The 12,236-nt window shown below is 62.0% G+C and carries 11 protein-coding genes; all 11 read left to right on the forward strand.

What is annotated here, in order from left to right; translation table 11 throughout:
* Positions 1–34: 34 nt before the first annotated feature.
* The 11 genes from ACVWYQ_RS32385 (at position 35) to trbL (ending at position 12,220) form a co-directional block, all read left to right on the forward strand.
* On the forward strand, positions 35–1,798 hold the full coding sequence (locus ACVWYQ_RS32385; protein ID WP_275512474.1) for a relaxase/mobilization nuclease domain-containing protein: 1,764 nt from the start codon (positions 35–37) through the stop codon (positions 1,796–1,798).
* Positions 1,799–1,834: 36 nt separating this feature from the next.
* Positions 1,835–3,820: a conjugal transfer protein TraG gene (locus tag ACVWYQ_RS32390; RefSeq protein ID WP_456726881.1), complete on the forward strand. Its 1,986-nt coding sequence runs from the start codon at positions 1,835–1,837 to the stop codon at positions 3,818–3,820.
* A gap of 6 nt (positions 3,821–3,826) precedes the next feature.
* Positions 3,827–4,249 carry a CopG family transcriptional regulator gene (locus ACVWYQ_RS32395; protein ID WP_157286347.1) on the forward strand — a complete coding sequence of 141 codons (423 nt, stop codon included), beginning with the start codon at positions 3,827–3,829 and terminating at the stop codon, positions 4,247–4,249.
* Positions 4,250–4,384: 135 nt separating this feature from the next.
* Entirely contained in the window at positions 4,385–5,713 is a 1,329-nt protein-coding gene (locus ACVWYQ_RS32400; RefSeq protein ID WP_157286346.1) for an MFS transporter, read from the forward strand.
* Between the two features lie 228 nt (positions 5,714–5,941).
* Positions 5,942–6,856 carry a P-type conjugative transfer ATPase TrbB gene (gene trbB, locus ACVWYQ_RS32405; protein ID WP_157286372.1) on the forward strand — a complete coding sequence of 305 codons (915 nt, stop codon included), beginning with the start codon at positions 5,942–5,944 and terminating at the stop codon, positions 6,854–6,856.
* Position 6,857: 1 nt separating this feature from the next.
* The gene (locus ACVWYQ_RS32410; RefSeq protein ID WP_157286371.1) at positions 6,858–7,184 is read left to right on the forward strand and encodes a TrbC/VirB2 family protein; all 327 of its coding nucleotides are present in this window, start codon (positions 6,858–6,860) and stop codon (positions 7,182–7,184) included.
* The gene (locus ACVWYQ_RS32415; RefSeq protein ID WP_157286345.1) at positions 7,184–7,447 is read left to right on the forward strand and encodes a VirB3 family type IV secretion system protein; all 264 of its coding nucleotides are present in this window, start codon (positions 7,184–7,186) and stop codon (positions 7,445–7,447) included. The genes ACVWYQ_RS32410 and ACVWYQ_RS32415 overlap by 1 nt, the downstream gene beginning before the upstream one ends.
* A gap of 9 nt (positions 7,448–7,456) precedes the next feature.
* The gene (gene trbE, locus ACVWYQ_RS32420; protein WP_456726882.1) at positions 7,457–9,898 is read left to right on the forward strand and encodes a conjugal transfer protein TrbE; all 2,442 of its coding nucleotides are present in this window, start codon (positions 7,457–7,459) and stop codon (positions 9,896–9,898) included.
* Positions 9,895–10,626, forward strand: a complete 732-nt coding sequence (trbJ, locus tag ACVWYQ_RS32425; protein ID WP_157286343.1) for a P-type conjugative transfer protein TrbJ — start codon at positions 9,895–9,897, stop codon at positions 10,624–10,626. Before trbE ends, trbJ begins: the two co-directional genes overlap by 4 nt.
* The gene (gene trbK-alt, locus ACVWYQ_RS32430; RefSeq protein ID WP_275512477.1) at positions 10,623–10,994 is read left to right on the forward strand and encodes a putative entry exclusion protein TrbK-alt; all 372 of its coding nucleotides are present in this window, start codon (positions 10,623–10,625) and stop codon (positions 10,992–10,994) included. The genes trbJ and trbK-alt overlap by 4 nt, the downstream gene beginning before the upstream one ends.
* Entirely contained in the window at positions 10,991–12,220 is a 1,230-nt protein-coding gene (gene trbL / locus ACVWYQ_RS32435; RefSeq protein WP_157286341.1) for a P-type conjugative transfer protein TrbL, read from the forward strand. Before trbK-alt ends, trbL begins: the two co-directional genes overlap by 4 nt.
* Positions 12,221–12,236 lie beyond the last annotated feature (16 nt).

Genomic DNA, 12,236 nt, shown 5'->3' on the forward strand with positions numbered 1-12,236 from the left:
CCATGTGCGCTTTTGATCTTGGGGAGGCCCTGCCGTGAGCGCGGGCGACAGCGATCTGCGTGTTCGGCCCGGACGCATTCGCAGTACCCGCGCGCCGAAGCAAAAGAGCTTTATCAACCAGGTGCTGCGCGCCGCCAAGAAAGCAGGACACACGCCACGTCAGGGGACCGCGGGCAGGCGTTCTGCGGCGTATGGACGCTCGACGTTTGGCCGCGGCAGGCTATCCTTTAGCCGCGCCAGATTGTTCAGCCCGACGCGCCGCGTTGTGGTGAAGGCGCGCGTGGTTCGTCATAAAGGGCGAGTCTTCCGTTCAGCACCACTGACTGCCCATCTCTCTTACCTGAAGCGCGACGGCGTGACCCGGAGTGGTGAGCCGGCCAAGATGTTCGACGCCGGCAGCGACCGTGCCGACAGCGCGGCTTTCGCAGAACGCTGCAAGGACGACCGGCATCATTTCCGGTTCATCGTCTCGCCCGAGGAGGCAGGCGAGATGACCGACCTGAAGGCCTTCACCCGCGACCTCGCCAAGCAGATGGAGATCGATCTCGGCACGCGGCTCGATTGGATAGCCGCCGATCACTGGAATACGGACAACCCCCATATCCATCTTCTCGTTAGGGGAGTCGATCGGGAGGGAGCCGATCTCGTGATCTCCCGCGACTACATCAGCCAGGGCCTGCGCTCCCGCGCCGAGGAACTGGTCGCCATCGAACTGGGTCCGAAACCGGAGCATGAAATCCGCAATTCGCTGGAGAGGGAAATCACGGCAGAACGATGGACGCGGCTTGATCGGGAGATCCGGCTGGCAGCAGATGAGACTGGCTACATCGATCTCCGCCCCGAACATCCCAGCGGCTCCGATCCCGAGATACGGCGCCTGATGATTGGTCGCCTTCAACACCTGGAGAAGATGGGTCTTGCTGCCTCGGCCGCACCAGGCGATTGGATGGTAGGGCTTGAGGCCGAGCGTAGCTTGCGCGACCTCGGCATGCGCGGCGACATCATCAAGACCATGCACCGTGCCTTCACCGAGCGTGGGGAAGCGCGCGGCGTTGCCGACTTCGTCATCGAGGGTGGACGGCCGACAGCCCAGATTATCGGACGGCTGGTCGACCGCGGATTGCATGACGAACTGACCGGCGAGGCCTATGCCCTGATCGACGGAACAGACGGACGGGCCCACCACGTGCGCTTCCGCGGCGTCGAGGCCTTCGAACATGCACCGCCGGTCGGCGGGATCGTCGAAGTGCGACGGTTCGGTCAAGCTGGCGAGCCGAGTCCCACCGTGATGCTTGCGACCCGTTCCGATCTCGATCTCAGTGCGCAGGTCACCGCGAAAGGGGCGACCTGGCTCGACCATCGCTTGGTCGAGCGCGATCCGATGCCGATCGCCATGGGCGGATTCGGCCGCGAGGCCCGCGATGCCATGGAAGCTCGAACCGAGCATCTGATCCAGGAAGGTCTGGCACGGCGTCAGGGACAGCGCATCATCCTGCAGCGCGACCTCCTCAACACGTTGCGCCGGCGCGAGCTGGACGAGGTGGCCGCAAAGGTCTCGGCCGACACGGGGCTAGCTCATGTGGCGGCCGCGTCCGGGGAACACGTGGCAGGCACGTATCGCCAGCGGCTGACCCTCAGCTCGGGACGCTTCGCCATGATCGATAATGGGCTCGGCTTCCAGCTAGTGCCGTGGTCGCGCGAGCTCGAAAAGAGGCTCGGGCAACACGTCAGCGGCGTCGTGAAAGACGGCGGTGGCATCGAATGGGGCTTTGGCCGCAAGCGCGACCTCGGGCTCTAGCAATCTCTCCAATTCAGCTGCGGAAGGACGTTCGGGATGTCGGGAACCAAGATCCTCTGGGGACAGGTCATCGTTGTCGGCCTGATCGTCTTGCTCGCCATCTGGGGAGCAACCGAATGGACGGCCTGGCGGCTTGCCTATCAACCGGAGCTTGGGCGGCCATGGTTCAAACTCTTGGGCTTCAAGGTCTATTACCCCCCGGTCTTCTTCTGGTGGTGGTTCGTCTACGATGCCTATGCGCCTCAGGTCTTTGTTGAGGGAGCCTTCATAGCGGCGTCGGGGACCTTCGTTTCGATCGCGGTGGCGATCGGCATGTCGGTCTGGCGGGCGCGCGAGGCCAAGAACGTCGAGACCTATGGCTCGGCGCGCTGGGCCGGTGCGGAAGAGGTTCGAGCGGCCGGACTTCTCGGTCCCGATGGTGTGGTGCTCGGCAAGCTCGACCATGACTACCTCCGCCATAACGGACCGGAGCACGTCCTGTGTTTTGCGCCAACGCGATCGGGCAAAGGTGTCGGGCTCGTCGTTCCCTCGTTGCTGGCCTGGCCCGGTTCGGCCATTGTGCACGATATCAAGGGCGAGAACTGGCAGTTGACCGCCGGCTTTCGCTCTCATCACGGCCACGTCCTGTTGTTCGATCCGACCAACCCAAAATCCTCGGCCTACAATCCGCTGCTCGAGGTCCGGCGTGGGGAGTGGGAGGTGCGCGACGTCCAGAATGTCGCCGACGTCCTGGTTGACCCCGAGGGTTCACTCGACAAACGGAACCATTGGGAGAAGACCAGTCATTCGCTCCTGGTCGGCGCCATCCTCCATGTTCTCTATGCCGAGGCGGACAAGACTTTGGCTGGCGTCGCCGCTTTTCTCTCCGACCCGAAGCGACCCATCGAGGCGACGCTGAAGGCGATGATGACCACGCGACACCTTGGCGAGCAGGGCGCTCATCCCGTGGTCGCTTCGACTGCGCGCGAACTCCTCAACAAATCGGAGAACGAACGTTCAGGCGTCCTGTCCACGGCGATGTCGTTCCTCGGGCTGTACCGCGATCCCGTCGTGGCCAAGGTGACCTGCCGATGCGACTGGCGGATCGCCGACCTGATCGCCGATCACCGACCGACGACGCTCTACCTGGTGGTGCCTCCCTCCGATATTTCGCGGACCAAGCCCCTCATCCGTCTGGTGTTGAACCAGATCGGCCGGCGCCTGACCGAGGACATGCACGCCCGCGATCGTCGACATCGAGTCCTGATGATGCTTGACGAGTTCCCGGCGCTGGGGCGTCTCGATTTCTTCGAGTCCGCACTCGCCTTCATGGCGGGGTACGGCATCAAAAGTTTCCTGATCGCGCAATCGCTCAATCAGATCGAGAAGGCCTATGGGCCCAACAATGCGATCCTCGACAATTGTCACGTCCGAGTCAGCTTCGCGACCAATGACGAGCGAACCGCCAAACGCGTGTCCGACGCCTTGGGTACGGCGACGGAGATGCGCGCGATGAAAAACTATGCCGGGCACAGGTTGAACCCCTGGCTGGGGCACCTCATGGTCTCTCGGCAGGAGACGGCGAGACCGCTGCTGACCCCCGGCGAAGTCATGCAGCTTCCGCCGATGGACGAAATCGTGATGGTGGCAGGCACGCCACCGATCCGGGGGAAGAAGGTGCGCTACTATGAGGATCGGCGGTTTAGCGAGCGGGTCTTGCCGCCGCCCGATCCGGCGACATCCGGTCGGTCATCGCGAACGGACGGATGGTCAACGGCCGGAACGCTGAGACCGGTGCCACTTCCAACTGACAGAGCGCAAGGAGAGGAAGACACGGCAAACAGCGGCCTTCGTCGCGAGCCCGAACTCCCCGATCACGTTGCGATCGCAAAGGAGACGACCGAGCCGACGCCGGCAGAGGAATTTGCCGTCGTTCTTGACGACGACGAGGATGCAGTCCGCCAGTCCCAGCTTATGCGTCAGCAGATGCGCGGCGTTGCCCGTCAGGTCGCCATGGACCCCTACGATGGTATGGAGCTCTGAGGCGACATGCGCGACCGGATGAACGTCTATTTCCCGCCAGAGCTTCTGAAGCAGATCTCGGATCTCGCCGACCGCAAGAAGCTTTCCCGGTCTGCGATCGTGGAAGCGGCCGTTGCTTCATTTCTGTCACCGGACGCAGCGGACAGGCGGGAAGCAGCATTCACGCGGCGCCTCGATCGGCTGTCGCGTCAGATGCAGCGCTTGGAGCGTGATGTTGGTCTAACGGCTGAGACCTTGGCCCTCTTCATTCGCTTCTGGCTGACAATCACGCCGCCGTTGCCCAACGACGCGCAGGCGGCCGCGCAGATAAAGGGTAGGGAGCGCTTCGAAGGATTTGTCGAGGCGCTCGGACGCCGCTTGCAAAAAGGGCAAAGCTTTCTGCGCGAGATTCCAGAAGATATCCGTCAGGAACCGGCCGGCGAAACCTGACTGAGCGTCCTTGATGCGCCGACCGCGTCGGCTCTTCTTTTTCTACGCCAGCCTACGACCGCAGCAACTTAGCCGAACTGACAAAAAGCTGGACGCGCTATCCGCTCGAACGAGCCGATAGCGAAAAGGACCAGCATGCAAATCTCACTAGGATGGTCTCGAATTGCGCGCGTTTTCCTCCCATTTGCTGCTGGATACTATCTTTCGTATCTGTTTCGAACGATCAACGCTTTGATCGGAAGTCATCTCAGCTCGGATGCCGGGCTGGGTACCGCCGACCTCGGGTTGCTGACGTCAGTCTATTTCCTTGTTTTCGCAGCCGCTCAGATCCCCGTCGGCATATTGTTGGACCGCTTTGGTCCGCGCCGAGTCCAGAGTGTTCTGCTTTTGGTCGCCGCCGCCGGCGCCGAACTGTTCGCGATATCGACCGCCTTCCTGTCACTTTTGATCGCGCGGGCAATGATCGGGCTTGGCGTGGCGGCGGCGCTGACAGCTGGACTGAAGTCCATCATCATCTGGAGTCCCAAGGAGCGAGTTGCCTTGCTGAACGGCTACATGGTCATGCTGGGCTCGCTCGGAGCGGTCACCGCTACCGCTCCCGTCGAACACCTTCTCGCCTGGATCGGCTGGCGGCAGCTCTTTGAGATCCTGGCGGCCGCTACTGGTGCGGTAGCCATTCTCATCTATGTCGTGGTGCCTGAGCGAGGCATTGTCCCATCAACAGCGCCCGCCACCCTTAGCTCCGTTTTCGGCGATCAGCGCTTCTGGCGAATGGCCCCGTTGTCGGCGACTTGCGTTGGATCGGCTTGGTCCCTGCAGGGATTGTGGGCCTCACCGTGGCTAGTGGACGTGGAAGGCCTTGATCGCGCGAGTCTGGTCGGGCAGCTGTTCATGATGTCGATCGTACTTAGCGGCGGCGCCTGGCTGTTTGGTACGACAGTCCACCGCATGAGGCGACGAGGAATCGGAGCTGAGACAGCATTGGCGATAGTCGCGGTGCTGTTCGTCGTAGCGCAGCTCGCCCTGATCTTGCGCGCGCCTCTGCCATCCATTGTGCCATGGTCCGTGGTGGCAATTGTAGGAACGGCAACCGTGGTGAGCTTCGCGGTAATAGCGGATTACTTTCCGCCGGAGCTTGCCGGTCGTGCCAACGGCGCCTTGAATGTCTTGCACTTTGGTTGGGCGTTTCTGGCACAATACGCGACAGGTCTTATCCTGGAGCAATGGTCTGCGAATGATGGCCATAGGCCCCTCCAAGCCTATCAAATAGCGTTCAGCCTCAACGTAGCTCTGCAGATCGCATCGTTTGTCTGGTTCGCGCGGCCCTGGCGCCGATCCATCGCTTCGTGGACGAGTTCAATCCTCTTGTTCAGGCCCGCTGATGTTTCCTACGCTCCCGAGTCAGTTGGGTTGTATGAGGATTCGGTTATCGTCCTGCCCGCGGATGATGATGGGGAGTGGTGAGCAACGACTCGCTACGAGCGGATACGATTAAGTAGCCGTCAAATACCAGTTCTCAGTCTTCCTTTTTCTACGCCAGCCTACGATCATTAAAGGCGCTTGTTGCGCCAAGTGCATTGGTGCCTTTTCTAATGATCCCCATCTGAGGACGCGCTTTGGACGTCCTCATTCGTGGGGCGAACGGTGGCAATCCATACCTTTCAATCGGAAGCGAATTCGCGCGGTGCGCGAATGCTACGTAGCGCGCTTGGCGCTGCGATCGCCGGTTACCTCGAAGACGAAGCGATTATCGAGGTGATGCTCAACCCGGATGGGCGGCTGTGGATTGATCGGCTGTCAAATGGCCTGATCGATACAGGCGAAACTCTGTCCGCAGCCGACGGCGAGCGCATCGTTCGCCTTGTAGCGCATCACGTAGGTGCCGAGGTGCATGCCGGCGCGCCCCGGGTTTCGGCCGAACTGCCCGGGACCGGCGAGCGTTTCGAAGGTCTCTTGCCTCCGGTCGTTGCGGCACCGGCTTTTGCCATCCGCAAGCCCGCGGTCGCCGTGTTTACGCTGGACGACTACGTCGGCAGGGGGATCATGACCTCGGAGCAGGCCAGGACGCTGAAGGGCGCGGTCGATGCTCGTAAGAACATCCTCGTCGCCGGGGGGACATCGACCGGCAAGACAACATTGACGAATGCGCTCCTGGCGGAGGTGGCCAAGACCTCCGATCGGGTCGTGCTGATCGAAGACACGCGGGAACTCCAGTGTATGGCACCCAACCTTGTGGCGCTGCGGACCAAGGACGGCGTAGCCACCCTATCTGACCTCGTTCGGTCCTCGCTCCGACTTCGTCCTGATCGCATCCCGGTCGGCGAGGTTCGCGGTGCCGAAGCACTCGATCTGCTCAAGGCCTGGGGCACCGGCCATCCCGGCGGCATTGGCACCATTCACGCAGGCAGCGCGCTCGGCGCGCTGCGGCGGCTCGAGCAGCTCATCCAGGAAGCCGTCATCACCGTTCCGCGGGCTCTGATCGCCGAGACCATCAACATCGTCGCTGTCCTTGCGGGTCGCGGCGCTGACCGTCGCCTCGCTGAACTCGCCCTCGTTTCAGGGCTTGGCGCCGCTGGCGACTACGACCTTTCACCAGCAGGAGACTGACATGCGTCATAAATTTCGCCTTCTTCGAGATGTCGCTTCATTAGCTGCCTCCGGCACCGTTTCTTTGGTGTCGGCGCCGGCATGGGCGGCCGGCTCGAACATGCCGTGGGAGCAGCCGCTCAATCAGATCCTTCAGTCGGTTGAGGGACCTGTCGCCAAGATCATCGCCGTCATCATCATCGTCGTGACCGGGCTCACGCTCGCGTTCGGAGATTCGTCTGGTGGTTTCCGCAGGCTGATCCAGATCGTGTTCGGGCTGTCGATCGCCTTTGCCGCCTCGAGCTTCTTCCTGTCGTTCTTCTCGTTCGGTGGCGGCGTGGTGATCTGATGGACGATCAGGTGGCAGGCTTTGTTGTGCCCGTTCATCGCGCGCTCACTGAGCCGATCCTGATGGGTGGTGCGCCGCGGTCCGTTGCGATCGTCAACGGCACGCTTGCTGCGGCCCTCGGGCTCGGATTGCGGCTCTGGATCGCGGGCCTCGTCCTCTGGTTCATCGGCCACATGGCCGCCGTCTGGGCCGCCAAGCGCGATCCCGCTTTTGTCGATGTGGTGCGCCGACATCTGCGCATTCCAGGTCACCTCAACACCTGAGCCCCGGTCATGATGAATCTCGCCGAATATCGCCATTCCAATACGCGTCTTGCCGACTTCCTGCCCTGGGCAGCACTCGTCGACGAGGGAATCATCCTGAACAAGGACGGCTCGTTCCAGAGGACAGCAAAGTTCCGGGGGCCTGACCTCGACAGCGCGGTGCCGGCTGAACTCGTCGGCGTCGCCGGTCGCTTGAATAATGCGTTGCGCCGTCTGGGATCTGGTTGGGCTGTATTTGTCGAGGCGCAGCGTCATTTTGCTGGGGCCTATCCTCCGAGTGCATTTCCAGATGTCGCGTCCGCGCTGGTCGATGCCGAACGCAGGGCTCAGTTCGAAGAGGCCGGCGCTCACTATGAATCCAGCTTTTTCCTGACCTTCCTCTATCTGCCGCCGGAGGAGGGAGCCGCCAAGGCAGAGCGCCTGCTCTATGAGGGCCGCGATCGGACTGTTGGCGCTGACGCGCAGGAGGTGCTTCGCGGGTTTATCGATCAAACCAATCGCGTGCTGCAGCTCGTCGAAGGATTCATGCCTGAATGCGCCTGGCTCGATGATCAGGACACGCTGACCTACCTGCACTCGACGATCTCGACCAAACGGCACCGCGTCCGGGTGCCGGAAATTCCCATGTACATCGATGCGCTGTTGGCCGACCAGCCGCTGACCGGCGGGCTTGAGCCGATGTTGGGGTCAGCCAACGTCCGGGTTCTGACGATTGTCGGCTTTCCCGGTGCGACGACGCCGGGAATTCTCGACGATCTCAATCGTCTTGCATTCTCCTATCGCTGGTCGACCCGCGCGATCATGCTCGACAAGACCGATGCCACCAAGCTGCTGACCAAGATTCGCCGGCAGTGGTTCGCCAAGCGAAAGTCGATTGGCGCCATTCTCAAGGAGGTTATGACCAACGAGGCAGCGACGCTGCTCGATACCGATGCACACAACAAGGCGTTGGACGCCGACGCGGCGCTACAGGAACTGGGGTCGGACCAGATCGGACAAGCCTTTGTCACGGCGACCGTCACCGTCTGGGACCGCGATCCCGATGCTGCCGACGAAAAGCTGCGGCTGGTCGAAAACGTCATTCAGGGCCGCGATTTCACCTGCATGATCGAGACGGTGAACGCAGTAGAAGCCTGGCTCGGCAGTCTGCCGGGGCATGTCTATGCGAACGTGCGGCAGCCACCGGTATCGACGCTCAACCTCGCTCATATGATTCCGATGTCGGCCGTGTGGGCCGGCGAGGCGAGGGATCTGCATTTCAAAGCTCCGCCCCTCATGTTCGGCAAGACCGAGGGATCGACCCCCTTTCGGTTCTCGCTTCACGTCGGCGACGTCGGCCATACGCTTGTGGTGGGACCGACCGGTGCGGGCAAGTCGGTGCTCCTCGCTCTGATGGCGCTACAGTTCAGGCGTTATCCAAACTCTCAGGTCTTTGCGTTCGATTTTGGCGGTTCAATTCGTGCGGCCGCACTCGCCATGGGCGGTGATTGGCATGATCTCGGCGGTGCATTGTCTGACGGGGACGAAAATCCCGTTGCGTTGCAACCGCTGGCCTGGATCGATGATCCCTCTGAGCGCGGATGGGCCACGGAATGGATCGGGGCGATCTTGGCGCGCGAAAAAATCGAGATCACGCCGGAGGTCAAGGACCATCTGTGGTCGGCGCTGACATCTCTCGCCTCGGCGCCGAGGGATGAACGCACCCTGACCGGGCTATCGGTCCTCCTGCAATCGAACTCCCTGAAACGCGCCTTGCAACCGTACTGCCTGGGTGGTCCGTCCGGGCGCCTGCTCGATGCCGAATTCGAGCGCCTTGGCGAGTCCTCGGTCCAGGCCTTTGAGACCGAAGGGTTGATCGGAACGAGCGCGGCCCCGGCCGTGCTGGCCTACCTCTTCCATCGTATCGGCGATCGTCTCGATGGCCGGCCTACACTCCTGATTGTCGATGAAGGTTGGCTTGCCCTCGACGACGAGGATTTCGCCGGTCAGCTCAGGGAATGGTTGAAGACGCTTCGGAAGAAGAACGCGTCCGTCATCTTCGCCACCCAGTCGCTGTCGGACATCGATGGCTCCGCGATCGCGCCCGCGATCATCGAAAGCTGCCCAACGCGTCTGTTGCTGCCGAACGAACGGGCGATCGAGCCGCAGATCACTGCCATCTATCGCCGCTTTGGCCTCAATGACCGCCAGATCGAGCTTCTGAGCCGGGCAGCGCCGAAGCGCGACTACTACTGCCAGTCCCGCCGCGGCAACCGGATGTTCGAACTGGGTCTTGGCGAGATTGCGCTCGCCTTCACCGCGGCCTCTTCCAAGACCGACCAGGCTGCCATCGCGCAGCTACTCGCCGAACATGGGCCGGACGGCTTCGTACCGGCCTGGCTCCAGCGCCGTGGCGTCGCCTGGGCCACCGACCTGATTCCCAATCTCGTCAATCTGGAGAAATCGCTATGAGGCGTCTTGCCCTATTGGCGACCGCTGGCACCGTCGCGCTGGTGCTTGGCGTCGCGGTACCTGCACGGGCGCTGATCGTCTTCGATCCCAACAACTACGTCCAGAATGTCCTGACCGCCGCGCGAGAACTTCAGCAGATCAACAACCAGATCACCTCGTTGCAGAACGAGGCACAGATGCTGATCAATCAGGCCAGGAATCTGGCAAACCTGCCGTACTCTTCGCTGCAGCAATTGCAATCATCGATCCAGCGCACGCAGCAACTGCTGGCCCAGGCCCAACGCATCGCATACGACGTGCAGCAGATCGATCGGGCTTTTTCGACCAGCTACGCGCCGGCGACAAGCAGCCAGTCGAACCAGTTGCTGATCGCCAACGCTCAATTGCGGTGGCAGAATTCTGTAGCCGCATTGCAGGATGCGCTCCGTGTTCAGGCCGGCGTCGTCGGCAACCTCGACACCAACCGCATCCAGACGTCAGCGCTTGTAACTTCAAGTCAGGGTGCCAGTGGCGCCTTGCAGGCAACTCAGGCCGGCAATCAGATCCTCGCGCTTCAAGCGCAACAACTTGCCGATCTCACGGCTGCCGTGGCGGCGCAGGGCAGGGCACAAAGTCTCGAAGCGGCACAGCGCGCATCGGCCCAGGATCAGGGGCGAGAGCAGCTCAGGCGCTTTCTGACGCCAGGACAGGGCTATCAATCCTCCAACGTGCAGATGTTCCACCGATGACCGACGTAAAGGCATTCAAGGCGCTGTCGCTGCTTACGACAATCGGCCTAGTGGCCGTCGCCGCCTGCACGATTCAGCTTCGTGGTGGAGAGGAGTCTCGGTCGTCGCCCCAGGCGGAGCAGACGACAGGCATAACGAGCTCAGACCTCGCACGTTGCCGCAGCGTCACTTCGGAGGAACCGGCAGCCTATCAACATTGCAAGCAGGTTTGGGCCGAAAACCGGCGTCGCTTCTTTGGCAGGAAAGACGGTGCGGCCGTTCCTGGCCATGATGATTCTGCCGCAGCCTTGGCGCCCGTCCCAAAGGATCAGAGCCGGATGCCGCAAAGATATCCACCCTTGGCGACACCTGACGCGAGCAAGCCATGACCGATACGGGGATTATCGACCAGTTCTTGGAAACGTTCACGCGTTACATCGACAACGGCTTCGGGCTGTTGGGTAGCGATGTCGGGTATCTCGCAGCGACCCTTGCCGCGATCGACATCACGCTTGCTGCGTTGTTTTGGAGTTGGGGCACCGACGAGGACATCATCGCCCGTCTTGTCAAGAAGACGCTCTTCGTCGGCGTCTTTGCCTACCTCATCGGCAATTGGAATAGCCTGGCGCGTATCGTCTTCGAGAGCTTTGCCGGCTTGGGACTGAAAGCATCAGGCGCAAGCCTCTCCGCGGCAGATTTCCTGCGACCGGGAAAGATCGCTCAAGTCGGCCTCGACGCCGGCCGACCGCTGCTCGATTCGATCTCCAACCTGATGGGCTATATCAGCTTCTTCGAGAATTTCATCCAGATCGTCGTTCTCCTATTCGCCTGGGTCGTGGTTCTGCTCGCTTTCTTCATTCTGGCGATCCAGCTCTTTGTCACCCTGATCGAGTTCAAGCTCACGACGCTCGCTGGCTTCGTCCTCATTCCCTTTGGCTTGTTTGGCAAGACCGCCTTCGCGGCAGAACGGGTGCTGGGCAACGTTATATCGTCTGGAATCAAGGTCCTGGTCCTGGCCGTCATCGTCGGCATTGGTTCGACCTTATTCTCGCAGTTCACCGCAGGCTCCGGCGGGGCGCAGCCGACTATCGAAGACGCGATGACGCTTGTCCTTGCGGCACTTTCCTTGCTGGGTCTGGGCATCTTTGGTCCCGGCATCGCGAACGGTTTGGTCTCTGGCGGACCCCAACTAGGCGCCGGGGCCGCAATTGGAACAGGCATCGCCGCAGGCGGCATCGTCGCGGCGGGTGCGGGCCTCGCTGCCGGCGGCGCCGGTCTCGCAGGAGGCGCAATGGTCGGCGCCGCGCGCGGTGGCGGCGCTGTCATCAGCGGAGCATCAGCCGCCTATCGAAGCCGCGGCATTGCTGGCGTCGCGGAGGCCGGCGCCTCAGCTGCCATGAGCCCTTTACGTCGGGTAGCGGCTGCGCTCGGCGGAGGTGGGCAAGCGGGCAGGCAGACCGCGAGCTCCTTCGGGGAAGGGCAGCCCGACTGGGCGCGTCGCATGAAGCGTGCTCAGGCCGTTCGACACGGTGCATCCGCCGCTGGTCATGCGGTCCGCTCCGGTGATCACGGTGGCAGCGGATCCTCTGTCGATTTGTCCGAAGGAGATCGCTGACGGGCAGTCAATAGGC

The organism is Bradyrhizobium sp. USDA 3397 (genome assembly GCF_054060965.1).

Excerpts from the sequence above, each read along its gene's own strand:
- trbE (WP_456726882.1), top strand. The coding sequence starts at position 7,457 with ATGATGAATCTCGCCGAATATCGCCATTCCAATACGCGTCTTGCCGAC.
- ACVWYQ_RS32415 (WP_157286345.1), top strand. The coding sequence starts at position 7,184 with ATGGACGATCAGGTGGCAGGCTTTGTTGTGCCCGTTCATCGCGCGCTC.
- ACVWYQ_RS32395 (WP_157286347.1), top strand. The coding sequence starts at position 3,827 with ATGCGCGACCGGATGAACGTCTATTTCCCGCCAGAGCTTCTGAAGCAG.
- trbJ (WP_157286343.1), top strand. The coding sequence starts at position 9,895 with ATGAGGCGTCTTGCCCTATTGGCGACCGCTGGCACCGTCGCGCTGGTG.
- ACVWYQ_RS32400 (WP_157286346.1), top strand. The coding sequence starts at position 4,385 with ATGCAAATCTCACTAGGATGGTCTCGAATTGCGCGCGTTTTCCTCCCA.
- trbK-alt (WP_275512477.1), top strand. The coding sequence starts at position 10,623 with ATGACCGACGTAAAGGCATTCAAGGCGCTGTCGCTGCTTACGACAATC.
- ACVWYQ_RS32390 (WP_456726881.1), top strand. The coding sequence starts at position 1,835 with ATGTCGGGAACCAAGATCCTCTGGGGACAGGTCATCGTTGTCGGCCTG.
- trbL (WP_157286341.1), top strand. The coding sequence starts at position 10,991 with ATGACCGATACGGGGATTATCGACCAGTTCTTGGAAACGTTCACGCGT.
- ACVWYQ_RS32410 (WP_157286371.1), top strand. The coding sequence starts at position 6,858 with ATGCGTCATAAATTTCGCCTTCTTCGAGATGTCGCTTCATTAGCTGCC.
- trbB (WP_157286372.1), top strand. The coding sequence starts at position 5,942 with ATGCTACGTAGCGCGCTTGGCGCTGCGATCGCCGGTTACCTCGAAGAC.